Source organism: Schaalia vaccimaxillae DSM 15804 (genome assembly GCF_000420425.1).
Lineage (GTDB): Bacteria > Actinomycetota > Actinomycetes > Actinomycetales > Actinomycetaceae > Pauljensenia > Pauljensenia vaccimaxillae.
Map to the genome: position 1 here is coordinate 384,976 of NZ_ATUX01000007.1, position 26,426 is coordinate 411,401.

General features: G+C 56.6%; 23 protein-coding genes, 1 tRNA gene and 1 other RNA gene. 15 read left to right on the forward strand and 10 right to left on the reverse strand.

Features of this window, described 5'->3' with window-relative positions; genetic code table 11:
- Positions 1-1,239: a M50 family metallopeptidase gene (locus tag G439_RS0106730; protein ID WP_022868424.1), complete on the forward strand. Its 1,239-nt coding sequence runs from the start codon at positions 1-3 to the stop codon at positions 1,237-1,239.
- Positions 1,240-1,310: 71 nt separating this feature from the next.
- Here the strand turns inward: G439_RS0106730 and G439_RS0106735 are convergent, their stop codons facing one another.
- Positions 1,311-2,336 carry an aldo/keto reductase gene (locus G439_RS0106735; RefSeq protein ID WP_243442557.1) on the reverse strand — a complete coding sequence of 342 codons (1,026 nt, stop codon included), beginning with the start codon at positions 2,334-2,336 and terminating at the stop codon, positions 1,311-1,313.
- A gap of 149 nt (positions 2,337-2,485) precedes the next feature.
- Here G439_RS0106735 and G439_RS0106740 point away from each other — a divergent pair, with 149 nt between their 5' ends.
- The 7 genes from G439_RS0106740 (at position 2,486) to aspA (ending at position 8,444) form a co-directional block, all read left to right on the forward strand.
- Positions 2,486-2,974 carry a hypothetical protein gene (locus tag G439_RS0106740; RefSeq protein ID WP_022868426.1) on the forward strand — a complete coding sequence of 163 codons (489 nt, stop codon included), beginning with the start codon at positions 2,486-2,488 and terminating at the stop codon, positions 2,972-2,974.
- A 100-nt stretch (positions 2,975-3,074) separates the two neighbouring features.
- On the forward strand, positions 3,075-3,545 hold the full coding sequence (locus G439_RS11440) for a hypothetical protein (RefSeq protein ID WP_022868427.1): 471 nt from the start codon (positions 3,075-3,077) through the stop codon (positions 3,543-3,545).
- 57 nt (positions 3,546-3,602) lie between these two features.
- On the forward strand, positions 3,603-5,417 hold the full coding sequence (locus G439_RS0106750) for a proline--tRNA ligase (protein WP_022868428.1): 1,815 nt from the start codon (positions 3,603-3,605) through the stop codon (positions 5,415-5,417).
- Position 5,418: 1 nt separating this feature from the next.
- A complete protein-coding gene (gene def, locus G439_RS0106755; RefSeq protein ID WP_022868429.1) occupies positions 5,419-5,910 on the forward strand; it encodes a peptide deformylase in 492 nt (163 codons plus the stop codon).
- A 143-nt stretch (positions 5,911-6,053) separates the two neighbouring features.
- Positions 6,054-6,557 (forward strand): DUF3145 domain-containing protein, encoded by a 504-nt coding sequence (locus G439_RS0106760; protein WP_026459483.1) that lies wholly within the window; start codon positions 6,054-6,056, stop codon positions 6,555-6,557.
- A gap of 2 nt (positions 6,558-6,559) precedes the next feature.
- On the forward strand, positions 6,560-6,913 hold the full coding sequence (locus G439_RS0106765; protein ID WP_022868431.1) for an acyl carrier protein: 354 nt from the start codon (positions 6,560-6,562) through the stop codon (positions 6,911-6,913).
- A 121-nt stretch (positions 6,914-7,034) separates the two neighbouring features.
- A complete protein-coding gene (gene aspA / locus G439_RS0106770) occupies positions 7,035-8,444 on the forward strand; it encodes an aspartate ammonia-lyase (RefSeq protein ID WP_022868432.1) in 1,410 nt (469 codons plus the stop codon).
- A gap of 70 nt (positions 8,445-8,514) precedes the next feature.
- On the opposite strand, the gene aceE is transcribed toward aspA, so the two are convergent.
- A complete protein-coding gene (gene aceE, locus G439_RS0106775; RefSeq protein ID WP_022868433.1) occupies positions 8,515-11,271 on the reverse strand; it encodes a pyruvate dehydrogenase (acetyl-transferring), homodimeric type in 2,757 nt (918 codons plus the stop codon).
- 278 nt (positions 11,272-11,549) lie between these two features.
- Here aceE and G439_RS0106785 point away from each other — a divergent pair, with 278 nt between their 5' ends.
- Together G439_RS0106785 and G439_RS0106790 are read left to right on the forward strand one after the other, a co-directional pair.
- Positions 11,550-11,948: a DUF3052 domain-containing protein gene (locus G439_RS0106785; RefSeq protein ID WP_022868435.1), complete on the forward strand. Its 399-nt coding sequence runs from the start codon at positions 11,550-11,552 to the stop codon at positions 11,946-11,948.
- Between the two features lie 75 nt (positions 11,949-12,023).
- A tRNA-Val gene (locus tag G439_RS0106790) sits at positions 12,024-12,097 on the forward strand.
- Between the two features lie 14 nt (positions 12,098-12,111).
- Here G439_RS0106790 and G439_RS0106795 read toward each other — a convergent pair.
- From G439_RS0106795 to lipB, 4 genes are all read right to left on the reverse strand, one after another.
- Positions 12,112-13,491, reverse strand: a complete 1,380-nt coding sequence (locus G439_RS0106795; protein ID WP_022868436.1) for an NAD(P)/FAD-dependent oxidoreductase — start codon at positions 13,489-13,491, stop codon at positions 12,112-12,114.
- 80 nt (positions 13,492-13,571) lie between these two features.
- Entirely contained in the window at positions 13,572-15,014 is a 1,443-nt protein-coding gene (locus tag G439_RS0106800) for a class I adenylate-forming enzyme family protein (RefSeq protein ID WP_022868437.1), read from the reverse strand.
- On the reverse strand, positions 15,011-16,132 hold the full coding sequence (lipA, locus tag G439_RS11445) for a lipoyl synthase (protein ID WP_022868438.1): 1,122 nt from the start codon (positions 16,130-16,132) through the stop codon (positions 15,011-15,013). The genes G439_RS0106800 and lipA overlap by 4 nt, the downstream gene beginning before the upstream one ends.
- Complete coding sequence (gene lipB, locus G439_RS0106810) at positions 16,129-16,800, reverse strand: lipoyl(octanoyl) transferase LipB (protein WP_022868439.1); 672 nt, start codon at positions 16,798-16,800, stop codon at positions 16,129-16,131. The genes lipA and lipB overlap by 4 nt, the downstream gene beginning before the upstream one ends.
- Positions 16,801-16,890: 90 nt before the next feature.
- On the opposite strand from lipB, the gene G439_RS0106815 reads away from it, so the two are divergent.
- Together G439_RS0106815 and G439_RS0106820 are read left to right on the forward strand one after the other, a co-directional pair.
- Positions 16,891-17,739 carry a Nif3-like dinuclear metal center hexameric protein gene (locus tag G439_RS0106815; protein WP_022868440.1) on the forward strand — a complete coding sequence of 283 codons (849 nt, stop codon included), beginning with the start codon at positions 16,891-16,893 and terminating at the stop codon, positions 17,737-17,739.
- The gene (locus G439_RS0106820) at positions 17,736-18,470 is read left to right on the forward strand and encodes a zinc ribbon domain-containing protein (RefSeq protein WP_022868441.1); all 735 of its coding nucleotides are present in this window, start codon (positions 17,736-17,738) and stop codon (positions 18,468-18,470) included. Before G439_RS0106815 ends, G439_RS0106820 begins: the two co-directional genes overlap by 4 nt.
- A 22-nt stretch (positions 18,471-18,492) precedes the next feature.
- On the opposite strand, the gene G439_RS0106825 is transcribed toward G439_RS0106820, so the two are convergent.
- Positions 18,493-19,311, reverse strand: a complete 819-nt coding sequence (locus tag G439_RS0106825; protein WP_022868442.1) for a YaaA family protein — start codon at positions 19,309-19,311, stop codon at positions 18,493-18,495.
- Positions 19,312-19,351: 40 nt separating this feature from the next.
- Here G439_RS0106825 and rnpB point away from each other — a divergent pair.
- Positions 19,352-19,719, forward strand: an RNA gene (gene rnpB, locus G439_RS12195) — RNase P RNA component class A.
- 70 nt (positions 19,720-19,789) lie between these two features.
- Here rnpB and ppgK read toward each other — a convergent pair.
- From ppgK to panB, 3 genes are all read right to left on the reverse strand, one after another.
- Positions 19,790-20,557: a polyphosphate--glucose phosphotransferase gene (ppgK, locus tag G439_RS0106830; RefSeq protein WP_022868443.1), complete on the reverse strand. Its 768-nt coding sequence runs from the start codon at positions 20,555-20,557 to the stop codon at positions 19,790-19,792.
- Positions 20,558-20,655: 98 nt separating this feature from the next.
- Entirely contained in the window at positions 20,656-21,543 is an 888-nt protein-coding gene (gene map / locus G439_RS0106835) for a type I methionyl aminopeptidase (protein ID WP_022868444.1), read from the reverse strand.
- A gap of 32 nt (positions 21,544-21,575) precedes the next feature.
- Positions 21,576-22,421 (reverse strand): 3-methyl-2-oxobutanoate hydroxymethyltransferase, encoded by an 846-nt coding sequence (gene panB, locus G439_RS0106840; protein WP_022868445.1) that lies wholly within the window; start codon positions 22,419-22,421, stop codon positions 21,576-21,578.
- Positions 22,422-22,606: 185 nt separating this feature from the next.
- On the opposite strand from panB, the gene pheS reads away from it, so the two are divergent.
- The gene (gene pheS, locus G439_RS0106845; protein ID WP_022868446.1) at positions 22,607-23,692 is read left to right on the forward strand and encodes a phenylalanine--tRNA ligase subunit alpha; all 1,086 of its coding nucleotides are present in this window, start codon (positions 22,607-22,609) and stop codon (positions 23,690-23,692) included.
- 1 nt (position 23,693) lies between these two features.
- Positions 23,694-26,345, forward strand: coding sequence for a phenylalanine--tRNA ligase subunit beta (gene pheT, locus G439_RS0106850; protein WP_022868447.1), 2,652 nt, complete (start codon positions 23,694-23,696; stop codon positions 26,343-26,345).
- Positions 26,346-26,426 lie beyond the last annotated feature (81 nt).

Here is a 26,426-nt window from a genome sequence, read left to right on the forward strand (position 1 = left end):
ATGGATTCGTTGTGGGGGATTGCCTTCATCATCGTTGGACTGATGGCTTCGGTTGCGTTGCACGAGGTCGGGCACATGATCCCAGCCAAGAAATTCGGAGTCCTCGTTCCTGAATATGCCGTAGGGTTTGGGCCAGCGCTCTTGAAGAAAAAGGTCGGCGAGACTCTCTACGCTCTGCGCGTGGTGCTCTTAGGTGGATACGTCAAAATTGTTGGGATGTATCCTCCGGCTCGGCCAGGTACGCGCCTGACAAACAGCAAGGGACAACCCACACTGGCTCAAGAAGCTCGAGTCGCCGCAGCCCAGGAAATCCCAGCGGGGCAGGAACATCGAGCCTTCTACTACTTATCGGCTCCTCGCAAAATCATCGTCATGGCCTGCGGGCCCTTAATGAACTTATTGATCTGCATTCTTCTCACATCAATCACAATGATTGGAATTGGCAGCGCAACACCTACTCTGACTCTGTCCCAAGTTGCTCCCACAATCCTCAGCGCTGAAGGAGAAGTTCCTTCTCCAGCGGATCAGGCAGGATTGAAAGCCGGGGACACGATCGTGTCAGTCAACGGGCAACGTTTTGATTCGTGGACTCAATTTCAGCAGACGGTGGCGGCCTCGTCGGATGAAGAACTCGAAGTTGTGATTCGACGCGATGGAACCGAGCTGCCGAAACGATTGACACCTGCCCAATCCGAAGATGGCCGCAGCATTATTGGAGTGTCTGCTGGGCGGGAATATGTGTCAGCGACTTTCGGCGATGTCCTTGAAGCAAATTGGCGCATGTTCACGGGTACTGCTTCGGTGGTTGTCCGATTGCCTCAGGCAGTGTGGGATGTTGGCGTTGCTTTATTCACCGACCAAGAACGTGATTCGGGTGGGGTAGTTTCAATCGTCGGTGTTGGTCGACTCGCTGGCGAAGTCACCGGCGACTCCGAAGCTATTGGTCTCGTTGACACTCGTCAGACCGTGGCCCTTTTGCTGTCTTTATTGGCATCGCTCAACATGGCGCTCTTCGTTTTCAATCTGATTCCGTTACCTCCCCTAGACGGCGGCCATATTCTTGGTGCCATATGGGAGGGGCTGCGACGAAAAGCCAGTGCGCTGACCGGCAGATCTGATCGTGGCCCGGCTGATATCGCACGCCTCGTTCCTTTGACGTGGACCGTTGGCGCACTTTTGACGGCAATGAGCGTGCTGCTGATCGTGGCCGATCTTTTCGATCCTATTTCCCTGTCTTAGATTGAGATCTTGGGCATGAAGAAGCGCTCATTGCCTCGCTTAACAATGAGCGAAGCAATGAGCGCTTGATCTCACCAGCGTCCGTGTACGTGGGCGCGAATACTGGTGTTGTAAAGATCTTCGAGTGCGCCATTGAGATCTGCGCTCAAAGTCGGCAGTGCCGCCGCTGCCGCATTCGACAAGGCTTGCTCGGTGTTGCGAGCACCCGGAATGACCGTGGTTACGCCCGTTTGTTCGGTCGCCCACTTGAGAGCAACCTGGGCGGGGGAGGCACCCTCGGGTCCGAGTTCCTGGCACAACCTGGTGAACTCTGCTGCGGCATCGACGCCCACATCGAAGGGAACCCCCGCGAATGTTTCACCGACGTCGAAGGCAGAGCCGTCACGGTTGTAGGTCCGGTGGTCGCCTTCGGCGAATGTCGTCTCGTGCGTGTAGCGGCCAGATAGGAGTCCTGACGCCAGCGGTACTCTCACAATGATGCCGACGCCTCGCTCGGCAGCTTGGGGTAGGACCTCTTCGAGAGGCTTGCGCCTGAAGACATTGAGAATGATCTGAATGGTCGAGGCCCCGTTGTCCATTGCGATGAGTGCCTGATCGCAGGTTTCTACTGAAGCTCCGAAATGGCTAATCCGGCCTTCGTCAACCATTTTGCGTAGTTCGTCCCAGGTACGAGGGTCCTCCAAGGTTGCTGTCGGAGGGCAGTGCAATTGGACGAGGTCGAGAGTGTTAACCCCCAGATTTGCCCGCGATCGGTCGTTCCACTGGCGGAAAGCCTGCGCGTTGTAGTTCTCGGGAAGTTGAGCGGCACGCCGGCCCATCTTTGTGGCAACGAAGGGGCGCTTTGCTTCGTAGGAATTAACGAAGGAACCGACCAGCGATTCTGAACGTCCATCCCCGTAAACGTCGGCAGTATCGATGAATGTCACACCCTCGTCCATCGACGCACCTAATAGGGCGTGTGCTTCCTGCGATGAGACATCGCCCCAGTCGGGACCAAGCTGCCAGGTTCCTACACCAATAACCGACACTTCTATGCCGGTATTTCCCAGGAGTCGCTGCTCCATCATGCCCTCCATGTCATTAAGTTGTACTTCCAAACAAACAGTCTAGAGGTCAAGACGGCTGGAGGTGATGCGAGACGCGTTTTCAGTCATAATGGCTCAGTGCTCCGCGCTCGAACAATGTGCGAAATTTCTGTAACCGCGGAGTCATACAGAGTTGTCGTCCTGACCGATAAGGAGCATCCATGCGCCGTTCGACTTTGTTCGTCCTCGGTACTGGCATCGCAGTAGGCGGCGTATTGGCATCAGGTTTTCCCCGTCGCATTGGCTTGACCGCCTCCCAAGCAGCTATTTCTTTGCCTGGTGATTTACTCGTTCCCGATGCAGATATCGTCGCTGACCGAGGAGTGGAGATCAATGCCCCGGCCCAGATAGTTTGGCGGGTGCTCGACGAGGCTTTCGAGGATGACGGATCGAGGGTTATTGATCAGAAAGAGGGCGACTATTTGCTGATGAGAGCTCCAGCTCCCGCAGATGTCGAAGGGGACGACGCTTATGGAACCTGTGTCATTGCACTGCTCCCGATCACCCAGGACCGGACGCTCCTTCATCTTCGTGAGCGCTATGCGAGTGAAGAATCCGGTGCATCGAAGGCCTCTTTATGGGCGGCTCTGACTTTGGAATCGTGGTCATCTATGAGGATGCTGCGCGATATTGCTGCAGCTTGCCAGTAAAGGTTGGTACCTTCGAGTACCAGATAGGTGAACTAGACTGCATCCAAGGACAAGGAAGTCTATACATGGATCTGGCCACTGGGTCTGAGGGAGATGTCTGATGGATCAATGGGCTGGTGTTGCCATGCTGATCCTGACAGGAAACGGGATCCTTGCGATGTGGTTGTGGCTGTGGGCTGGACTGACTGCTAGGACGCGTCGCATGACCGTTGAGAAACTATTTCCCGTGGCTAGCGCCCCGGTTGCAGGCTCCATCCAGCAGATGATCTGGCCGATGATTCCAGTTCTCGGTGTCTTATGGATCATCGTGGGGCTACTTGTCAGGCGGGAAATCCAGGGGCGTGAAGCCATCGTCGAAATATCGGTGGTTATTTTCCTCTTCGCTTCCATTGGCCTTATCGGCATCTGGGCCTGCACCATCAGTCCGCTACCTCGCTGGGTCTATCCGGGCTGGAGAGCGGAGCGTTTCTACCTGGCCCATCCCCACAGAATCGAGTCCGAACTCAGCGCCCCGGCAGCTAGGGCGTTTCGACGCTCTCATCATTTGAAGCCTGCGCCTGAGGGGATGTGATGGACGCGTCTAGGCAGGGTTGGCCCGGTCTTGCCACTGTGAACTAATCTTGTAGGCGTGCTGAAATCTTTGTCTTCATACTTTCTGCGCACTCTGCGCGAGGACCCTGCCGATGCTGAGGTCGAATCCCATAAGTTGCTGATTCGCGCCGGTTTCATACGTCGGACGGCTCCGGGTATCTACACGTGGCTGCCTCTTGGTCTAACGACATTGACCAAGATTGAGAACATCATCCGCGAGGAGATGAATCGCATTGGCGCCCACGAGGTTCATTTCGCTGAACTTCAGCCGGCTGATCCCTATAAAGCGACTCACCGCTTTGACGATTTCGGTTCCTCGCTTTTCCGTCTTCAAGACCGTAAAGGTAACGACTACGTGCTGGCGCCCACGCACGAAGAGATGTTTACCCTCCTGGTCAAAGACATGTTTTCGTCCTACAAGGATCTGCCGCTGTCCCTGTATCAGATCCAAACCAAGTATCGTGACGAAGCCCGACCTCGTGCAGGAATTATCCGAGGCCGTCAGTTCATCATGAAGGATTCATATTCCTTCGATATCGACGATGAAGGTTTGGCTGCTTCTTACGCCCGGCATCGGGACGCCTACCTGCAGATCTTCAAGCGCCTGGGGCTCGAAGTTGTTCCAGTGAACGCTATGGCCGGCGCAATGGGCGGTTCACAGTCTGAGGAGTTCCTCAGTCCATCACCCATTGGTGAAGACACTTTTGTTCGTTCCGCAGGCGGCTACGCCGCCAACGCTGAGGCTGTGACCACTCCGGTTCCACAAGCTGTCGATGCATCCAACGAACCGGCAGCTCAGGTTGTAGATACCCCGGATTGCCCGACGATTGAGTCGCTCGTCGACCTGGTCAATAGCGAATACCCACGTGAAGATGGCCGGGCGTGGACCGCAGGGGACACGTTGAAGAATGTTGTCGTGACATTGACTCATCCAGATGGTTCGCGAGAACTTTTGGTGGTCGGCGTGCCAGGTGATCGCGATGTTGATCTCAAGCGTCTTGAGGCAGCTGTTGCTCCCGCTGATGTTGAGATGGCAGGGGATGAAGATTTCAAGAATCATCCTGAACTCGTGCGCGGATACATCGGTCCAATGGCCATCGGCCCCAATGCGCCTTCGCGTACGACCGACGAGGATGGCAACCCTGTCGGATCCGTCAGGTATTTGCTTGATCCGCGCATTGTGGATGGAACATCATGGGTTACTGGCGCCAACGAAGTTCAGCGCCACGTCCTCCACCTCGTTAAAGGACGAGACTTCGAGGCTGACGGCACGATCGAAGCTGCTGAAATTCGAGATGGCGACCCCGCGCCGGACGGTTCAGGCCCTCTTGAATTAGCTCGTGGCATCGAATTAGGGCATATTTTCGCCCTCGGACGTAAGTATACGCAGGCCCTTGGACTGACTGTTTTGGATGAAAACGGCAAGTCTCAAGTGGTGACCATGGGCTCCTATGGAATCGGTGTGTCACGTGTGATGGCTGCAATCGCCGAAGCCTATTCAGATGACAAAGGCCTGGTTTGGCCGATTCAAGTTGCTCCTTTTGATGTGCACGTCTTGGCCACTGGAAAAGATGACGCGGTCTTCGAAACGGCTCAGTCTCTGGCTCAAGAACTCGATTCAATAGGCTTAGATGTCCTGCTTGATGATCGACGCAAAGTCAGTGCGGGAGTGAAGTTCAAAGACTGCGAACTCGTGGGCATCCCGCTTGCCCTGGTTGTTGGTCGAGGCCTGGCCGATGGACTCGTGGAGATCAGGGTGCGTGCTTCTGGCGACAAGGTTGAGGTACCTGTTGGCGATGTGATCGATACGTTGCTTCAGATGCGAGCACAACTCATGGGAGAGGAACGCTGAGGTGGCAATTCGAGATATTCGCATCATTGGCGATCCGGTCCTGCGCACTCCGTGCGATCCGATTACCACCATTGATGATCGCGTGAAAGCTCTCGTTGAGGACTTGCTTGAGGGCGTAGACATGGAGGGGCGCGCTGGACTTGCTGCTAACCAGATTGGTGTGGGCTTGCGTGCTTTCTCGTACAACATCGACGGCGAGATCGGCTACGTGCTCAATCCCAAGATTGTTGAACTGAGCGAAGATGAGTATCAGGACGGCGACGAAGGATGTTTGTCCGTTCCGGACCTGTGGTATCCGACCGAGCGTTCATGGTACGCACGAGTCGAGGGCATTGATCTGGATGGCAAGAAGGTCGTTGTCGAGGGCGAGGAACTCATGGCGCGCTGCCTCCAGCATGAGTGCGACCATCTCGATGGAATGATTTATATCGATCGTCTGGATCGCCAGACTCGCAAGAAAGCCCTTCGAGACATTCGCCAGTCAAACTTCTAACGATTCTAAGATGCGCATCGCCAGGTGGCTTCATGGAGTCTTCTGGCGATGTGCTCTATCCTGGTGGCATCACCGTGTTTCAAAGTGATCAGTTGACGAGGGCGTAGGGGAAGACGATCCTCGAACATCAACCGGAGGTCACTATGAGAGGGACATACACCCGCGGTGTACTTTTCGTGCACTCAACGCCGGCCGCTCTGTGTCCGCACATTGAGTGGGCCATCGGCACAGCTCTCGGCCAAGAAGTCCATCTGCAATGGACTGATCAGGACGCAGCGCCAACGATGGTGCGCTGTGAATTCGCGTGGGTAGGGCCCGTCGACTCCGGAGCCCGTATAGCCTCAGCTCTGCGAGGTTGGGAACATTTGCGTTACGAAGTCACTGAAGAAGCCACCGCTAATACCGATGGTGGACGCTGGTCGCACACACCTGAACTGGGAATCTTTCACGCTCAGATGGACTCGGTGGGCAATGTCGTCGTGCCCGAGGACAGAATCCGAGCCGCCCTGGAGTCGGCCGCCACGATGGAAGACCTGCGCGAGGGCCTCGATCTGGCACTCGGACAGGCTTGGGATGACGAACTCGAACCCTTCAGGCACGCTGGTGCCGGAGCTCCCGTGCGCTGGCTCAATAACCGAGTGGGCTAACAATGGGAACAATCGCTGAGCTCCTGGGCTATCAACTGGGTGAATTCTCCGAGGATGCAGCTTCTACTACATCGACAAATCTTGACTCTGGCACCAATCAAGTTCTGCCAGACGAGGAAGATCCCTTGGGCGAAATTGCTATGGCAGCGATTTTGCGTGAATGCGACCTTGAACCTGAACAGGCTCGAGGAGCATTGACATTGCGCGGGGATCTTGATTGTGACGAATTGTCTATCTATGCAATCGTTGCGGCAATTGAGCATGAGGCAGGCATCAGTCTGCCCGATGAACAAGTCAAGAGTTGGCAGACCGTCGACGATGTGCTCAAAGACGTGCGATCTGCTGCGAAAAAATAGCGCCTTTGGCCCCCAAGCTTTGGCCCTGACGTAGAGCAGACGTTCTGCCAGCTAGTCTGGTAGAGGTCAGGACCGAGGAAGATGATAGTCATCTGAAGAAACGACGAGGAAGAACAAGGCTGTGACCAGGATCGAAGAAGATCTGATCGGAAGTCGGCAGATTCCCGCCGATGCATATTGGGGCATCCACACATTGCGGGCTGTTGAAAATTACAGGATTTCGGGACGCACGATCAACGAGTGCCCGGAATTGATTGAGGCCATCGTCCAAGTGAAAAAAGCTTGTGCACTGGCGAATATGGAACTGAGCGTTCTGGAGCCCCGCATTGCCCACGCGATTGTCGCCGCATGCGACAAAATCCTTAATGAAGGTGCGTGCATGGACCAGTTCCCGGTCGACCAATTCCAGGGTGGTGCGGGTACGAGCGTCAATATGAATGCCAATGAGGTTATTGCTAACCTCGCCCTCGAAATGCTCGGTGAACCGCGTTCGGCATATACCGTTATTCACCCAAATGACGACGTGAATCGTTCCCAGTCCACTAATGACGCCTATCCGACGGCTTTCCGCCTCGCCCTCGACACAAAGGTGGCACGTTTGCGCCGTGCGGTTGACGATCTAGCCGATGCCTTTGAAATCAAAGGCCACGAGTTTCGAGCGGTGCTCACCATGGGGCGGACCCAACTCCAAGATGCGGTACCGATGACCCTGGGCCAGGAAATGATGGCTTTCGCGCACACCCTGCGTGAGGAAGACGAGCGGCTTATCAATAATGCTGAGCTGCTTCTGGAAACCAATCTTGGTGCCACAGCTATTGGCACGGGGCTGAATACGCCCGACGGCTATCAAGACGCTGTTGTGCGCAACCTACGGCGAATCACCGGACGGCCAATGGTGGCATCTCCTGACTTGGTTGAAGCTACGAGTGACACGGGTGCATATGTGTCAATGCACGCAACGATCAAGCGTACTGCTGTCAAACTGTCGAAAATCTGTAACGACCTGCGACTACTGTCATCGGGCCCTCGAGCAGGTTTGGGAGAAATCAACCTGCCGAAGATGGCTGCAGGATCTTCCATCATGCCTGCGAAGGTCAATCCCGTCATTCCCGAAGTGGTCAATCAGGTGTGTTTCAAAGTTATCGGAAACGACCAGACGGTCACAATGGCGGCAGAAGCAGGACAGCTCCAGCTCAATGTCATGGAGCCCGTCATCGCTCAGTGCCTTTTTGAATCCATCGACTTGCTGATCAACGCTTGCCGCACACTGCGAGACCGCTGCGTGCTCGGCATTACCGCAAACGCCGATGTGTGTTTGTCCTACGTCGAAAACTCAATTGGAATCGTCACCTACTTCAACGACGTGATCGGCCACCAAATGGGCGACGAGGTCGGCAAACGTGCCGCCACAGAGGGTAAGTCTGTACGCGATGTGATCTTGGCAATGGATCTGATGGGGGCCGAAGAGATCGATCAAATTCTGTCCGCCGACAACCTGGCTCACCCACGCTATCGCGGTAAGAGAGTCTGAACCTGACACTCAAGTCGGGCCCTGCATCTTTAGTGCAGGGCCCGACTTGAGCATTCAAAGAGTGATTGAATCAGGCGGTCTTCGTCGTGTTAGTTGATCCGTTGCCCGCTGCATCAATGGTGGTATTGAACAGGTCGTACTTGGCAATGGCTTGAGACACCACAGCCCGGTCGATGAGTCCCTTGTTCGCCAAAGCTGCGAGGGTCTTGACCACCAGGGACTCAGCGTCAATGTGGAAGTAACGCCGTGCAGCGCGGCGAGTGTCGGAAATACCGAAGCCGTCTGCTCCTAGGACGTGGTATTCACCCGGGATCCATTGGCGCACGAGGTCTTGAACCAATGTGTCGTAATCGGACGTTGCAATGAAGGGGCCCTCGGCGCCCGTGAGTTTACGAGTCAGATACGCCTGGCGAGGTTCTTCTTCGGGATGGAGGAAGTTATGTTCATCTGCTTCCAAACCATCGCGACGCAACTCGTTCCATGAGGTGACAGACCAGACCGCGGCATCGACGCCCCAGTCCTCGGCCAGCATTCGCTTGGCTTCACGAGCCCAACGCACACCCACACCTGAAGCCATGAGCTGTGCCTTGGGGCCATTGCCACTGTGCCCATCAACCTGGTGAATGCCCTTGAGGATTCCGTCAACGTCGACATTTTCAGGCTCTGCGGGCTGTTGGATCGGCTCATTGTAAACGGTCAAGTAGTACATGACATTGGGGTCACGCCCGTCGTCCTCGCCGTACATACGCTTGAGGCCGTCTTCCATAATATGTCGGATCTCGTAAGCGTAGGCCGGGTCGTAGATGACGAAGGCACGGTTGGTGGAAGCCAGGACGGGGGAGTTACCATCCATGTGCTGCAGACCTTCACCCGCCAGGGTCGTACGCCCCGCCGTGGCGCCAATGACAAAGCCGCGTGCCAGTTGGTCGGCTGCAGCCCAGAACTGGTCTCCGGTGCGCTGGAAGCCGAACATCGAGTAGAAGATGTAGATCGGCACCATTGGCAGGTTATGCGTGGTGTACGCCGTACCTGCGACCTGGAAAGCAGCTGCCGAGCCGGCCTCGGTGATGCCAGTGTGCAGCACCTGCCCCTGCTCGGATTCCTTGTAGGACAGCATCATGTCAGCGTCAACTGCCGTGTAATTTTGCCCGTGCGTATTGAAGATCTTCGAGGACGGGAAAATAGCGTCGAGACCGAAGGTTCGAGCCTCATCGGGGATGATTGGCACGAAGTAGCGGCCCACTTCCTTGTCTTTGAAGAGGTCCTTGAGTAGGCGTACCAGAGCCATTGTTGTGGCAACTTCGAGTTCGCCAGAGCCCTTGGACAATCCTTCAAAAGGCTTGGATGGGAGAGCGGGTAGCTTCGGGTCGTGGTCCACACGACGTTCTGGCACCCATCCGCCGAGCTTCTCTCGACGCTCCTTCATGTACTGCAGGGCAGGGTGGTCCTGCGGCGGCATGTAGTAGGGAGGCATGTAGGGATCGCGTTCGAGTTCCTCATCGGTGATGGGGATCTGGAGGCGGTCACGCAGCTGCTTGGCATCTTCCAAGGTCAGCTTCTTCATCTGGTGGGTGGAGTTACGGCCGGCGAAGTGAGTTCCCAGCGCATAGCCCTTAATTGTGTGTGCGAGGATGACCGTGGGTTGTCCGGTGTGCTCCATCGCTGCCTTGTAGGCGGCGTACACCTTGCGGTAGTCGTGTCCGCCGCGCTGGAGTGCCCAAATCTGCTCGTCGGTCCAGTTTTGAACCATCGCTTTGGTGCGTGGATCGCGACCGAAGAAGTGTTCGCGAACGTAGGCGCCGTCGTTTGCCTTGAAAGTTTGGTAATCGCCGTCCAGCGTGTCGTTCATGAGGTGGACGAGGGCGTCGTCCTTATCTGCTGCAAGAAGCTGGTCCCAGCCTCGGCCCCAGATCACCTTGATGACATTCCACCCCGCGCCTTTGAAGAAGGCTTCGAGCTCCTGGATGATCTTGCCATTGCCGCGCACCGGTCCGTCGAGACGCTGCAGGTTGCAGTTGATGACGAAGGTTAGGTTGTCGAGTCCCTGCTGGGCGGCAAGCTGAAGCATGCCTCGCGATTCAGGTTCGTCCATCTCACCATCACCGATGAATGCCCAGGTGTGCTGCTGAGAGGTGTCTTTGAGGCCCCGCATATGCAGGTAGCGATCAAACCACGCCTGGTAGATCGCCTCAGCCGGGCCTAGTCCCAGAGACACGGTGGGGTATTCCCAGAACTCTGGCATCTGACGGGGGTGAGGGTAGGAGGGAATGCCGTGCTCGGTGGATGCTTGCTGACGGAAGCCATCCATTTCAGCTTCACTCAGGCGTCCCTCGAGGAATGCTCGGGCGTAGGGGCCGGGGGAGGCATGCCCCTGGAAGAACACGTGGTCTCCGCCGCCGGGGTGATCCTTGCCTCGGAAGAAGTGGTTGAGGCCGACCTCGTAAAGGGTGGCCACGGAGGCATAGGAGGAGATGTGTCCGCCAACCTTGACGCCTGGGCGCTGAGCTCGGGTTACCTGGACGGCGGCATTCCAACGAATCCAGCGACGATACTGGCGTTCCATCGCTTCGTCTCCAGGGAAATACGGTTCTTGATCGACAGGGATGGTGTTGACGTAGGGGGTGGTGTACTCCTGAGGAAGTTGGACACCGTTACGGCGAGCTTCATCCAGCATGTGCACCAGGATGTAGCGAGCACGCGGCCCACCCTTTTCGTTGATGAGCCCCGATAGGGATTCGACCCACTCGTTAGTTTCCTGTGGATCGTTGTCCGGTACCTGGCTGAGCAGGCCGTTGACGACGGGATGGTTCTCGTTCGCTGGACTCACGGATTGCCTCTTCTTCGTCGATTCTGCGTGTGAACACGCCTTCGTGCTATCGAGTCCTATTTTCCATCTTGTTGGCCTCGAATGCGAGCGATTATGGGACCTCGGGCCTATGGGAAGCACCTCAATTTTGTCAACAAGCGTTTTTTGATCCGAATAGGGAAAATAAAACGCTCCCGTGGCGGACAGAAGATGGCGGTGACAAGGTTGTGCCTTAGGATGCAAGACGTGAAGTACGAAGAAGCGTCCCAAGCGCTCTCGCTGAAGGGTGGTCGGTCATCGTGGCGATGAGCCTCGGATTCAAGCCGGGACAGGTCGTGCAGGAGTTCTACGTCGACGACGACGCCGACCAGGACCTGCGTTCTGCGATTGAGAAGGAAACCTCCGAGCCAATCGTTGATGTTGATTACGGCGATGTGGTTGATGGTGCCATCGTGTGGTGGCGCTCAGATGATGCAGAAGAAGAAGATCTTGCCGACGTCCTCGTTGACGCAATGTCCAACTTGGATGACGGCGGACTGATTTGGGTTTTCATTCCGAAGCCTTCGCGTCCGGGTGCAGTTCCCGTCGCTGATGTCGAGGACGCCGCCAAGGTCGCTGGTTTACATTCTACCTCGGCGGCATCGGTGGGTCAGGATTGGGCCGGAATCCGGCTGACGGCTCGCCCTCGTAGCCGATAACACAGCTGTTAGATGGCGCTAGCCAGGCATCCTGCGCTAGCGTATCTGCAGTCCTTCCATTAAAGGAAGGGACTGGGGCCTGTAGCTCAGTTGGTCAGAGCGCTGCGTTTACACCGCAGAAGTCGTCGGTTCGAACCCGGCCGGGCCCACCCGTTGTTCTCAATTAATCGCGCTGCGAATCGTTATCGTCGCGTGCAAGTAGCAAGTCTCCAGCAACCAGGCGACCAGATGACCCAGTGCCCAGTTGTTCGAGGGCGAGTCGTCCCACCATCTGCTGATTAGTCGTTGTTCGCTGGGAGCGATCCCCAGATACGAAGCTGAAGAACCAATGGATCAGTGTGCCAACCTGCGACTTAAAGCTAACGATGTAGAGCAGGTGAAGGAAACACCAGGCCACCCACGCAGGGAAACCTGTCATCTTCAACTGGCCCATTTTCACCACAGCTTTGAAACGTGCAATTGTGGCCATCGAGCCTTTGTCAAAGTAGGTGAACTCCTGCTTCCTGGGAGTGCGCCCATTGAGGCGAGCTTTGATCGTATCGGCTGCAAACTTGGCAGACTGGATGGCACCCTGGGCAACACCGGGAACGCCTGGCACGCTCATCATGTCGCCGAGGACAAAAATTTCTGGATGATCGGCGATCGTCAGATCCTTATTGACTACGACCCTGCCGGCGCGGTCGATTTCAACCCCCGTTCGATCCGAGAGAATCTTGCCCAGTTCTGAGGCTTGGACTCCTGCGGCCCAGACCTTACATGAGGAATAGATAGTCTCGGTGGAACCATCTGCGAATTTCAGCGTAACCGTGTCGGCGTCCAGATCTGTTACGAGGGCGTTCATGCGTACCTCGACGCCCATCTTTTCCAAAGACTTTCGCGTGGCTTCACCCAATTTGGCTCCGAAGGGGGGAAGCGGATGATCGGCACCATCGACGAGGATGACGCGGGCCTGGGTGGAGTCGATCTTTCGGAATTCACCTTTAAGAGTCTTGGAGGCAAGCTCGCGGATCTGGCCTGCCATTTCAACTCCGGTGGGGCCTGCGCCTACGACAACAAAAGTCATGAGCTTCTTGACTTGGTCGGGGTCGTTGCGAGTGATTTCGGCTATCTCAAAAGCGGTAAAGATTCGGGCCCGTAGTTCCAAGGCGTCGTCGATGCTCTTCAAACCGGGAGCGAAAACGGCGAAATGATCATTGCCGAAGTAAGACTGACCAGCTCCTGCAGCAACAATCAAGGTGTCGTACGGGGTCTTGTGGGCAATATTGTGGTTCCTCCACAGGACGACTTTGTTCTCGACGTCAATATCTGTAACCAGAGCCTGAACCACCCGCACATTCTTCTTTTTTGCGAGGATTTCGCGAGTCGTGGGGGCGATGTCGCCTTCGGAGAGGATTCCGGTGGCTACCTGGTAGAGCAACGGTTGGAAAAGGTGATGACTTGTCTTAGCCAGAATCGTAATGTCTACGTCTTGGCTAGCTAATTTTCGAGCTGCAGTTAAACCAGCGAAGCCGGAGCCGATAATGACGATTCTGTGACGGGACATGACCTCTCCTTATTTAAGACAGGCCGACCTTACCAAAATGGCGGGACTAAAGGCCATAGAGATCGACTGAACGTGACGCATTAGGCGAAAAGACGTATTACAGCCTGTGGATCTGGCTTCCCATTCACACTGAGCGGAATCGCATCAACGGTAGTCATTCGACGAATACGTTCCCAGGGGGCTAAGACATTAGCAAGCTGGGCGTTCAAGAATTGGAGGCTGGTCAAGTCGCCGGTGCCTCCACCGGGTGCAAGCACGATCGCCGCAGCAACAATCTGTCCCCACCTCTCATCTTCAAGCCCCACCACCATCGCATCGGTGATACCCGCAAGCGTGCGTAGAGCTTCTTCGATCTTCGCAGGAGCCACGAGCTCTCCGCCCGTATTGATCATTCGGGATGCGCGTCCGACCAGATGAATCCAACCGCCCTCATCAATGAAGCCTAGATCGGCAGTACGCAACCACTTTGAACCTGTGACAACCCCGGGACCGCGAACCTGGATCTCGCCAATCGAACCCTGTTCAACCTGGATGCCAGCCTCGTCGCAGATCCGCAGATCAACATAGGGGAAAGGCCTACCGATAGCGCCAGCGGGTCCAATGGCATCAGGTGCCATCATGGCACCCGCTCCTGAAGTTTCCGTCATCCCCCAAACATGGATCGGATCGAGCCCAGCTTGGCGCATATGCTCGCGCAGGAGCGGCGTTAAAGCATCCCCTCCAACCAACGGCTTGACCCAAGACGATAGGTCTGCCTCCACAGTACGCTGGGCCTCCAATAGAGCGATGCACATCGTTGGGACCGCGAACATCATGGAAATACGGTGTTGCTCAACGCCGCGCAAAATGAGTTCGGGATTAAAAGACTCAAAGACGACAACGGTGCCGCCGTGCGCAAAGGTGTCCAAAGATGTGCCGTTAAAGCCGCCGATATGGGACATCGGCGCACATACGCCCACCACATGATGGCCGGGCGAATATTCGAAACCATCTCGAAAGTTGCGGGTGCCCCACCATAAGACTTCATGGGTCAATTCGATTGGGCGAGCCTGGGCCGTAGAACCTGAAGTGAAGAGAATTGCAGCGACCTCGGTTGTCCTTCGCGGAGGTTCTCCCATCATGGGATGTGCCGAATCAACCATCTTCTTGAAATGCGCCAAGCTCAGATCTGACGCCATTTGCGCAGAATCGACGATGACTAAAGCTCCATGTGCCAGGTTAATGCGGTGGCGAATCTCGCCTTCGGGTAGACGGGGCGAGACGACAACGCTAACCGCACCCAACCATGAGCAGGCCACGTGGACAATGAAGTGCCACGGTGAATTTGCCGTACATAAAACCACCCGCGAGCCTTCACCAATCCCCAAGCCCGCCAATACCGTGGTGGTGCGACGTACGTGGTCGCTACTTTGTGACACGGAAAGCACAGCGCCCGTTTGAGCATCAATGAGGCTTGCACGGTGTGGATGCTGATGGGCCGCACGCAAAAGGGTTCGTGCGGGACTGTAGTCGACGGAACTCACAGGCGTGGCGGCGCGGCTACAGCGATACTGGCAAGCTGTGCAGGTGGCGCCGTCCTAGGCATTCCAGCCTTGCCGATAGCGTGACCACGAGGGCGAGATGTGCGTTCACGCAAACGCTCAAGAACGCTCGAAGCTTCCTGAAGAGTCGTTCCCGAATCGGAGATGTGAGACAGCTGCGCAGGAATCTCGAATCCTCGTGCGCGCATCCCCTTCGCCCACAGTAGACCCGCGCGGTAGGAGGAACGAACCATAGGGCCAGCCATGACGCCGGCAAAACCGATCTCTTCGGCCTCAGCCGCCAACTCCAAGAATTCCTCGGGGTGGAGCCAGCGGTCAATCGGATGGTGGAGAGGGGAGGGCCGCAGGTACTGCGTTAACGTCAGTAAGTCGCAGCCCGCGTCGCGCAGGTCGCGCATTGCTGCACTGATTTCCTCACGGGTTTCGCCCATGCCAAGGATCAGATTTGACTTCGTGATCATGGAACCATCGTGGGCACGCTGAATCATTGCCAAAGAACGTTCATAGCGGAAGGCTGGACGAATCTTTTTAAAGATGCGGGGGACCGTTTCCAGATTGTGCGCAAAGACTTCAGGTCCGGCCTCGATAACCATGTCGATGGATTCGTCTTGCCCGCGGAAATCGTCGACCAATAATTCGACGCCGGTACCTGTGCTGAGGGTGTGGATCTGGCGGCAGGTTTCGGCGTAGAGCCAGGCTGCACCATCGGGCAGATCGTCGCGTGTTACGCCCGTGATGGTGACGTAACGCAGGTTGAGTTCGGTGACAGACTCGGCGATGCGGCGAGGCTCATCGGTGTCATATTCGGTTGGCTTGCCAGTCGCAATGTCACAGAAGTCGCAGCGACGTGTGCACAGGGCTCCTCCCAAGAGGAAGGTGGCTTCGCGGTCTTGCCAGCATTCGTAAATATTGGGACACCCTGCCTCCGCGCACACCGTGTGTAGCCCCTTGCCGTGGGACAGCTTTCGCATATCTTCGTAATTTTCCCCGGCTTTAGCAGTGGTGCGGATCCACTCGGGCTTATTTTCGATGGGGGTTGCGGAGTTTCGTACCTCGACCCGCAGCAGTTTGCGGCCTTCGGGATCTGGCAGCGTGCTCATTCGTAGCTCCTGTAAACGAGGCGTTGGTCGGGTGAATTTAAGCAGGGGAGAATCGATTCGAAGATTCGGGGGACAAGGGCGTTAGCGGCATCCTCAACACTGGAGGATATTCCTTCCCAGGACAAAGATGCGACGTCAGCGTCGGCCAATCCGCATGGGATGATTCCACTAAAAGCTGTCGACGGGTCAATATCGACGTTCAGGGCCACACCGTGCAGGGTTGCTCCGCGAGCAACCTTGAGTCCGATGGCGCAGATCTTGCGGTCTCTGCATCCTTCTTCACGCAGCCAGACTCCCGCGCGGCCTTCGATTCTGGTGGCAGGTAGACCCCAGGTGATGTTGACGGTGTCAATCACTGCGGCCTCGACCGCTCGAATCCATGCAACAAGGTCGACGGGTTCGCGCAGGCGTACCACCGGGTAGACCACTAACTGGCCCGGTCCGTGCCATGTTGCCGAACCTGCGCGGTCAACTTTGATGATGGGTACGTCGCCGTCGGGTACGTCTTCGGGCTTGGTGTGGCGTCCTGCCGTCCATGTGGGCGACATTTGGCTGACGATAATGGAATCTGGCCCGCCTTGGACTGCGGCCTCGTGCAGGCGACGCTGCAATGCGTCGACCTCCATGTAGTCGCTGAGTCCTTTGTCGAGCAGATTGATGACATCCACGTCGAAAATGCTAAACCTCGCAGAATTGATTTTCGAATCGAAAGTAAATGGTTGATGAAACGAAAAACTGCCTATAGGTATTCTGGTGCAATGAACGCAACATGGACTGTGGGCGACATCACGGCCCTCATGGAAAGCTGGTATCCGAAGGAATGGGCTGAAAGCTGGGATCGCGTAGGACTAATCCTGGGACGGCAAAACGCCCCGATTCGCAAAGTCCTCCTGGCAGTCGATCCAGTACGAGCGGTTGTCGACCAGGCTTGTGCCAACAACGTCGACATGGTCATTACCCATCACCCCCTGCTGATCAAAGGTGTGTCTTTCCTGCCCGAAGACGATCCCAAGGGCAGCGTTGTCGCAGAGTTAATCAGGCACGACATTGCGCTATTTAATGCCCACACCAACGCTGACTGTGCCCCAACCGGAGTTGCACAAGCTCTCGCTGACCTCCTCGGCCTTTGTGACGCTCAACCATTTACTGTCGTGACCCATGACGACGGTGGTAACCCCGTGGGCCTGGGAAGAATTGGTCGCATTGAACCTACGACACTGGGTGCCTTCGCCGACAAGGTTGCACAGGCGCTACCAGCGGGGCCCACTGGGTTGTTAGTTGCGGGCGACGAAGGCCAGACCATCACGACCATCGCAGTGTCGGGTGGTTCGGGAGACTCCTTCTTAGACGATGCTCGAAGGCTGGGTGCAGATGCATATCTGACCGCGGATCTGCGCCACCATCCGGCTTCCGAACACGTCGAGGCAGGCAAACCAGCATTGCTCAGCGCCAGCCATTGGGCAACCGAATGGCCATGGCTGCCCGTATTGGCACAACGATTGCGCGAAGAAGCACACCTGCAGAATGTGGACCTTGACGTGGAAGTCTCTACCATTGTCACCGAGCCGTGGAACAGCCACCGGCCGACCTCGGGAGGAAACGCGTGAAAGTCTCGCACAACGACCAACTGCTTCTGCTTGACCTGCAAAACCTGGATCAGCGCGAGTCTTCATTGCGTCACCGTCGTGACTCGCACCCCGCTCATACCACAGTGCGGGAACTGGCAGGACGAGCAGAGGATCTACAGCGCGCCGCAATTGCCCAGTCAGCGGTGATCTCAGACATTGGTCGCGAGATCACCCGGATCGAAGACGAGATTGACAAAGTGCGGGCTCGGCGAGCTCGCCAGAGCGCACGCATCGAAAACAACGAGGTTCCTTTACGAGACATCGCGTCGATGGAACACGAAATCGCACAGATGGATCTGCGTCTAAGCAAGCTCGAAAACGATCAAATCGACGCTGAAGAACGGCGCGAATCAGCGATCCAAGCCATGGATGCCATGAACGCTGAAGGCCAAGCTATTCGCGCAGACGTCGAGGAGACCAAAGCGCGCTTCGCAGACGACGTGAAGGAAAGCGATGAGGAACTGCGCGAGGTCATTGCCAAACGACGTGAACTCGCCGAACGGATCGATGCTGGTCTTGTGGACGAATACGAACGATCCCGCAAAGCCAACGGAGCATTAGCCGTGCTTGAGGTCCGAGACGGACACGGCATCGGAATCGCCGCCGACCTGCCTCCTCTTGAATTGGAGCGTATCCGCATGGCCGGAGCTGACGAAGTCTACTGGACTGAGGACTCCCAACAGATCGTCGTGCGTACGTTTAGCTCCTGAAATGAAAGGCGTTAGCACGCAGTCACGCTGTTACTAAGGTCAGGCTTTGGCGAGTGCCTCCTCGACGTGAGGACACGGACTCGCCGAGCTCGAGGTTGGCGAGGCGGTGCTCTCGCCCGGAAGCATCAGTGAAAGCCACATGGCTTCCCACATGTTGAACGGCATCAAGAACCTCGTCCACGCTTAGCAGATCACGGTTGAGGCGCAGGAGTGCACCCGTTAAGAGGCCCCGCCACTTTTTAGCGTTGTGAGAGACAGTGCGGCGCACGGAGCCGACCTCTTGAACGACATTGACTTCAATGACAGTGGCCCAATGCGCGGGGCAAGCCGACTGGTAGGGCCCCGATCTCATGTCAAGCACGGGCTCGTTCTCAATGCGGCTTCGCAGGACCGAATCTAAGGTGCCTTTCCAATACATCGACATTTTGCCAAGGTTGGGCAAGGTCACTCCCATTGCCAAACGATGATTGGGAATCGAGTCTTTCGGTGCCAAGACCCCGAATAGTCCAGAGAAGATGAGGACGCGGTCCTGGGCCCACCCACTGGATTCAGGATCCAAATTGGCAAGCTGAGCAGCTTCGTAGAGAACGCCCGTGAATACCTGATCCGCACGGGCGCAGGGAGCATTGCGAATGACAGTGTTGATCTGAGCATCGCTTGCCGATCGGGCCCCAAGCCCAAGAATCTGAGCAGCATCGGGACGGCAACTGAGCGCTGCCAACTCATCAATCGCAGCGCTGCGTTGCGGACCAAGCTCAGGAAAAGCCAGGGAATCAAGATCGAGGGAGGGACCTGTAGTAGGTGCGCTCTTACCTTCGGATGGGGGAAGCCAAATGAACATGAGGGTACTTTACGACGTGGTTTAGACTGATCCGTGCGGATGAGTCGGTCGGGCGGCCGCGCAGGCTTCGGCTTTCGAGGAACGTCCGGGCTCCACAGGGCAGGGTGGTGGCTAACAGCCACCCGGGGTGACCCGCGGGACAGTGCCACAGAGAATAGACCGCCACGGCGTAGCCGAGGTAAGGGTGAAACGGTGGGGTAAGAGCCCACCAGCGGCGTAGGTGACTGCGTCGGCTCGGCAAACCCCACCCGGAGCAAGACCGAGCAGCAGATCGTGAGTGGCCCGCTCCAAATCTGCGGGTAGGTTGCTAGAGGCCTGCGGTAACGTAGGTCCTAGATGGATGGTCGCCGCCGTCCTCGTGGTAACACGGGGACGGGACAGAACCCGGCGTACAGACCGACTCATCCGCCTCATTTGCCGGTGCCAGCAGAATCTATGCTGACACCGGCTGTTTTTAAAGACGGACACTCACATACGCCTATTGATCGCAGATGGTTGCCCACTGAGCATCGGCATACCAGGCAGCACCGACAATCCCAGCAGTATTGAAAAGCTCAGCCGGAACAATCGCAGTTTTCAGATCTAGCAGGGGCAGGAACTTTTCGTGGTTCTTTGACACTCCACCGCCAACGACCAGGAGGTCGGGGGAGAAGAGCATCTCAACATGGGAGTAGTAACGCTGGAGCCGCTTGGCCCACTTTTTCCAGGACAAGTCTTGAAGTGTCTTTTGACCGGACGAGGCGCGCTTCTCGGCATCGTATCCGTCAATTTCCAGGTGCCCGAGTTCAGAGTTGGGGACAAGGCGCCCATCCATAATGATGGCTGAGCCAATTCCTGTACCCAATGTTGTGACGATTACGAGGCCGCGAACTCCCTGCGCTGCACCGTAGGCAACTTCAGCTAATCCTGCGGCATCTGCATCGTTCATGGGAACGACTTTCCTGCCTAGATGTTCGCTCATCAAAGCATTGACATCGATACCAACCCACGATTGGTCAAGATTGGCCATAAACGGAATGACACCGTGAATGACCGGTGCTGGGAAAGCGATACCGACAGGTACGTCCTGGCCGACCCCGAGACTGTCAACGAGCTTGTGGCAGACCTGTGCCACTGCCTCAGGAGTTGCCGGTTGGGGCGTGTCAATGCGAAGACGCTCCCCGGTAAACTCTCCGGTTTCAAGGTTGACGAGGGCGGCCTTAACTCCGGATCCACCGATATCGATTCCGCAGGCGACGCGTGTCATATTCACTCCATTGGCTGTTGTGTCGTAGTGATGACCACCAGCCTAATCGAGTCAGGGACGAAGCTGGCGTGGATCTCACAAAATCTGGAGCTCCTCGATCAGGGCAGGGTCAGGATCTGCGAACCATCTTCAGTGACAACAATCGTGTGTTCAAACTGGGCGGTCCTTGACCGATCAGCAGTTACCACAGTCCAATCGTCGTCCCACTGTTCCCATTGCGTGGTTCCCAATGTGAGCATCGGCTCGACTGTGAACACCATTCCCGGTTCCATCACGGTGGAATAGTTAGGAGCCGCATCGTAGTGAGGCACGATCAAGCCGGAGTGGAAAGCTTCGCCAACTCCATGTCCGGTGTAGTCGCGCACCACTCCGTAGTCGAAACGCTTGGCATAGGCTTCAATAACTCTGCCAATGACGTTGATTTCGCGTCCAGGCCCGACGGCTTTAATCCCACGCATCATCGCGTTTCGTGTGCGCTCAATGAGAAGATGGGATTCCTCGTCGACGCTGCCGACTTCGAACATCGCACAAGTGTCTCCGTGAACGCCGTCTTTGTAAGCGGTGATGTCAACGTTGATAATGTCGCCTTCCTCCAGGGGACGGTCATCGGGGATGCCGTGGCAAATGACCTCATTAATTGAGGTGCAAATTGCTTTGGGAAATCCCATATAGCCCAGGCACGAAGGGTAGGCGCCTTGTCGGATGATGAACTCATGTGCGATCTGGTCCAGGTAGTCGGTCGTGACTCCGGGCGCAATGGCCTGGCCAACGACTTCGAGTGCTTGGGCAGCAATTCGACCAGCAACTCGAATCTTTTCGATGACCTCAGGGCTCTTAATGTCGGAGGCTATGACGCGTTCAGGCCCATCGTGGAACATATATTCGGGGCGCTCGATAGAAGCAGGGACTTCGAGGGACGGGGAAACTTTTCCAGGGGTGAGGTTTCCCAGGGGTGCGCGCTGCGCGAGTTTGGATACGTCAGTCATAGTGCCAGGTTAGACCCGTTGCAGGGCTACAGTCATTCGGCCTTGAAATGACCTACTCCAGGAAATTGCCGAGAACGAACACTTGAAATGTAATGGCGGGTTGCCTCTTCGAGGTCTCGTCCCAATTCAGCGAAGCGCTGGACGAAAGACGGAGTCCACTGCGTCATTCCAGCCATATCCGACCAGACGAGTACTTGACCGTCAGTTCGCGGGCCGGCGCCGATTCCAATCGTGGTCATTGAGGTGGATTCAGTGATGAGGGAAGCGACATCGTCGGGAACCATTTCGAGGACGAGGGCAAAAGCGCCGGCTTCCTCCAAAGCCTGGGCATCCTCAAGTAGCCGGCTTCGTGCCTGACCTCGGCCTTGCATTCGTGGGCCGCCGAGGGCATTTTCTGACTGAGGCGTATATCCGATATGGGCCACAACAGGAATTCCGGCTGCAACGAGTGAAGCAACGATGTGGGCGCGTTGCGCGCCTCCTTCAAGCTTGACTGCATGGGCGCCTACCCGCATGAGCGCAGCTGCGGATCCAAAAGCTCTACTGGGGGAATCTTCATAGGTGCCGAAGGGAAGGTCAGCAACGATCATGGGGCGGCTGACCGAACGTGCGACTGCGCGAGTGGCTCGCACCATGTCGTCGAGAGTTACCGGAAGGGTTGTCGAATGCCCGAGCATGACGTTTCCGATCGAGTCTCCTACGAGGAGCATGTCGATACCTGCTGCTTCGAAAATCGGGGCTGTCAAAGCATCGTAAGCCGTAAGCATTGTCACCGGAGTGCCATTGGCCTTTGCTTCGCCGATGTGATGTATACGCACACGCCCCGCTCCAATAGGGCGTGTTTGAGCAGATTGATCGTCCGGAGTGATGTACGGCATGGCTTCTCCTCACAAGTGCAATATGGATTAAGCCTAGCCGCGATCCAGGTGGGCTGGAATCGGGCGCAAATCACGGCCACATCGTACACATCATTGGGATGGTCAAACAGGGGTGCCAGGATCGCACTACTATGGCAGGGGCGCTGATAGCGCTTCTCACCACAACCTGATGGAGGACACAGGACATGGCCGGCAACGCCCCGGACCTCGATCCCCTTGATGAAAACGCGGTCAACGAATTGGTGGCTCGCGCCCTCGTCAAGATCGACCAGGCGACGAATCTTGATTCCCTCAAAGCTGTGCGCAATGACCTTCTGGGGGATAGTGCCCCGCTCGTTGCCGCGAACCGAACGATCGGCTCTCTCGAAGCGAAAATGCGCGGAGTAGCAGGTAAGAATCTTGGATCGGCGCGTGCAAGCCTGAACGAGGCGCTCCAATCACGTCAGGCAGTCCTGGAAGCCGAACACGAGGCTCAGGTTCTCCTTGAAGAATCTTTGGATGTCACCGTGCCGACGCAGCGGGTACCGGCAGGATCTCGCCACCCCCTGGAAACATTGATGGAAGAGGTTGGCGACTTCTTCACTGCAATGGGCTGGGAAATTGCCGAAGGGCCGGAAATCGAACACGAGTGGTTCAATTTCGACTCATTGAATTTTGACATTGATCACCCCGCGCGACAGATGCAGGACACCCTCTACATTGATGGAACATCGGTAGGTGGATCCAGCGCTGACGACGGTCACCTCGTGTTGCGCACACATACTTCACCCGTTCAATCACGCGCCCTTTTGTCCCGTGGTGTACCCCTATATGTCGCCTGCCCAGGCAAGGTATTCCGTTCAGATGCGCTGGACGCAACCCATACTCCTGTTTTCCATCAGGTTGAGGGCCTAGCCGTGGACCGTGGATTGACAATGGCCCATCTCAAAGGCGTCCTCGATCATTTTGCTCGCGCTATGTTCGGGCCCGAGGCTAAGACGCGACTGCGTCCATCTTTCTTCCCCTTTACTGAACCCAGTGCAGAAATGGACCTGTGGTTCCCCCAGAAGAAAGGCGGAGCTGGCTGGATCGAGTGGGGTGGTTGTGGCATGGTCAATCCCAATGTCCTGCGCGCCAACGGCGTGGACCCCGAGGTCTATTCCGGTTTTGCGTTTGGTATGGGAATTGAACGCACTTTGATGTTGCGACATGGTATTGCCGACATGCATGACATCGTTGAAGGGGATACCAGATTCTCCCAACAGTTCGGCGTCAACGGGAGGGGACACTGACATGCCAATGATTCCGCTGAGCTGGCTCGCAGACCACGTCGATGTCGAGGCCGGTACCGATGCAGCTGCATTGGCCGCAGCCCTCGTCCGAGTTGGTCTGGAGGAAGAGACGATCCATCCTGCTCGCGTCACTGGACCACTCGTTGTGGGCAAGGTTTTGTCACGAGTTGAAGAAGAAGCCTCAAACGGCAAGATCGTCAACTACTGCCGCGTCGATGTCGGAGAGCACAACGATCCCGCAGGTACGGGCAAGGAGCCTAGCGATCTTCCCAGCCGCGGCATTATTTGTGGAGCCCACAATTTCGATGTAGGCGACCTCGTTGTCGTGTCTCTTCCCGGCGCTGTTCTGCCCGGGGACTTTGCAATCGCGGCGCGTAAAACCTATGGCCACATCTCTGACGGCATGATTTGTTCTGCGCGCGAGCTTGGTCTTGGCGATGACCACGCGGGCATCATTGTTCTGCCGAAGTTCTTCCCCGATCGCCAAATCCCAGCTCCCGGCACTGACATTGTGTCGTGGCTTGGTTTAGGCGAAGAAGTTCTAGAAATCAACGTGACTCCGGACCGTGGCTATTGTTTCGCAATGAGGGGCGTGGCGCGCGAATACTCCCATTCCACGGGCGCTGCCTTCCGTGATCCAGGTCTTGAGGGGGTCCTTGTCGCCGAGGTGCCCGAGGCTAACGAGGACGGTTTCGAGGTCGTCATCGACGACGAAGCGCCGATTCGTGGCAACGTGGGTGCAGATCGCTATGTGGCACGCATTGTGCGCGATGTCGATCCCACAGCTCCCACACCGCGTTGGATGGTCGAACGCCTAGAGATGGCGGGAATGCGTTCGGTGTCGTTGATCGTCGACGTTACGAACTATGTGATGCTCGACCTGGGGCAGCCTATGCATGCCTACGATCTTGATGATCTTCAAGGTCCGATCGTCGTGCGCCGAGCCCGCCCTGGAGAGTCCGTCACGACCCTGGATGAACGCAGTCAAGTTCTCGATCCAGAGGACTTGGTGATCTCCGATTCTCCCAACGGCTCAGGTACTCGCATCGTGGGTGTGGCAGGGGTTATGGGGGCGCAGTATTCGGAAGTGGGCGAATCCACCAAGAACATCTTACTTGAGGCTGCTCATTTTGATTCGGTCTCTATTGCTCGCACTTCACGCCGCCACCGTGCCCATTCTGAGGCTTCGAAGCGTTTTGAGCGGGGCACCGATCCTCTCTTGCCGGCGGTGGCTGCGCAGCGCGCTGTCGATCTGTTGGTCGAATACGGTGGCGCGACGGTTGACCCTGGCGTGACTGACGTTGATATGACGCCAGATCGCACGATTGTGTCGCTGGCAGTTTCTGAACCTGAGAGACTCACTGGTGTTTCTTTTGAGCCGCAGCGTATTCGTGAACTCCTCGAACGGGTGGGCTGTCAGGTGGAAGGCCCAAATGCTGCAGGTCTCTTCGCGGTGACAGCTCCCTCGTGGCGCCCTGACATCACGATGGCAGCAGATTTAGTTGAAGAGATCGCCAGGCTTGACGGGTACGACAAGATCCCGTCTATCTTGCCGATGGCACCTGCTGGTCGCGGTTTGTCTCTTGAACAGAAGGCACGGCGTCTAGCGTCGACCACATTGGCCCAGGCAGGCATGACCGAGGTCAAGTCGTACCCCTTTGTTTCAGATTCTTTTGACCGCCAGGGAATGCGGGAGGAAGACCCGCGTCGCCAGGCTGTGCGCCTGCGCAATCCTATGGCCGATGACGCCCCGTGGCTGCGCACGTCGATCCTGGACACTCTGTTGGATATTGCAGGCCGCAATGTTGCCCGCGGTAATGGAGATATCGCGATCTTTGAGACGGGTATGGTGGCACGTGTCCAGGGGACCCGTCCGTCTGGTCTACCTTCGGCTGACTCTCGTCCTAGCGACGATGTCATCGAAGAATTACGAGCAGGCACGCCCCCTCAGCCTTGGCATACGGCCGGTGTCATGTGTGGTCGTGCTTCGACGCAGGGAGTTTTGTCCCAGCCTCGCTCTTACGACTGGGCTGACGCTGTTCAAGCTGTGCAGCGTGTGGCTCGAGCTGTGGGAGTAACAGCGGAGGTGACGCGCGCGTGGGTGCCAGCCATTGAGCCAGTCAAGGGTGCTCCCATGCCTACCCCTGCCACTGATCCAGCAGCTGTTGCGCCGTGGCATCCGGGTCGCGTTGCTCGTTTCTTTGTGCGTCGTGGTCGCGAATTGATCGATATAGCCATGGCCGGTGAGCTCAGCCCTTCGGCTTGCCGTGCTTTTGGTCTGCCCGCTCGATCCTGTGCGTTCGAGATCGATGTCGATGCTTTGATCGGGTCGATGTCGGCCGAGCCAATTCAGGTCAAAGCAGTATCGACTTACCCTGTTGCGAAGGAAGATATTGCCCTTGTGGTCCCATCTGCGATTCCGGTTTCTCGGGTCGAGCAGGTTGTGCGTCAAGGAGCGGGACCTCTGGCCGAATCGGTGACGCTTTTCGATATTTACGAGGGCGACCAGGTGGCCCAAGGTCATCGTTCTTTGGCTTTTGCTCTGCGGTTGCGGGCCGGCGATCACACGCTGACCGCTGAGGAATCCGCTCAGGTTCGCGATCAGGTTGTGGCGAAGGCACGCAAGGTTTTGGGTGCTGAATTAAGGTCATAACCGAAGCAGAATGTCGGACACCGGGCCTGTGCAGCGTGTGGAGCGTGACTCAAAAGTCGTGCGAGGCGCCGCCGCAGGTCC

What these genes read in the sequence shown, in the direction of transcription:
- G439_RS0106795 (WP_022868436.1), bottom strand. Translation starts at nt 13,491, where the DNA reads ATGTCCCGTCACAGAATCGTCATTATCGGCTCCGGCTTCGCTGGTTTA.
- G439_RS0106730 (WP_022868424.1), top strand. Translation starts at nt 1, where the DNA reads ATGGATTCGTTGTGGGGGATTGCCTTCATCATCGTTGGACTGATGGCT.
- lipA (WP_022868438.1), bottom strand. Translation starts at nt 16,132, where the DNA reads ATGAGCACGCTGCCAGATCCCGAAGGCCGCAAACTGCTGCGGGTCGAG.
- G439_RS11440 (WP_022868427.1), top strand. Translation starts at nt 3,075, where the DNA reads ATGGATCAATGGGCTGGTGTTGCCATGCTGATCCTGACAGGAAACGGG.
- ppgK (WP_022868443.1), bottom strand. Translation starts at nt 20,557, where the DNA reads ATGACACGCGTCGCCTGCGGAATCGATATCGGTGGATCCGGAGTTAAG.
- pheT (WP_022868447.1), top strand. Translation starts at nt 23,694, where the DNA reads ATGCCAATGATTCCGCTGAGCTGGCTCGCAGACCACGTCGATGTCGAG.
- G439_RS0106760 (WP_026459483.1), top strand. Translation starts at nt 6,054, where the DNA reads ATGAGAGGGACATACACCCGCGGTGTACTTTTCGTGCACTCAACGCCG.
- G439_RS0106825 (WP_022868442.1), bottom strand. Translation starts at nt 19,311, where the DNA reads ATGTTCATTTGGCTTCCCCCATCCGAAGGTAAGAGCGCACCTACTACA.
- map (WP_022868444.1), bottom strand. Translation starts at nt 21,543, where the DNA reads ATGACTGACGTATCCAAACTCGCGCAGCGCGCACCCCTGGGAAACCTC.
- panB (WP_022868445.1), bottom strand. Translation starts at nt 22,421, where the DNA reads ATGCCGTACATCACTCCGGACGATCAATCTGCTCAAACACGCCCTATT.
- G439_RS0106765 (WP_022868431.1), top strand. Translation starts at nt 6,560, where the DNA reads ATGGGAACAATCGCTGAGCTCCTGGGCTATCAACTGGGTGAATTCTCC.
- pheS (WP_022868446.1), top strand. Translation starts at nt 22,607, where the DNA reads ATGGCCGGCAACGCCCCGGACCTCGATCCCCTTGATGAAAACGCGGTC.
- G439_RS0106815 (WP_022868440.1), top strand. Translation starts at nt 16,891, where the DNA reads ATGAACGCAACATGGACTGTGGGCGACATCACGGCCCTCATGGAAAGC.
- G439_RS0106740 (WP_022868426.1), top strand. Translation starts at nt 2,486, where the DNA reads ATGCGCCGTTCGACTTTGTTCGTCCTCGGTACTGGCATCGCAGTAGGC.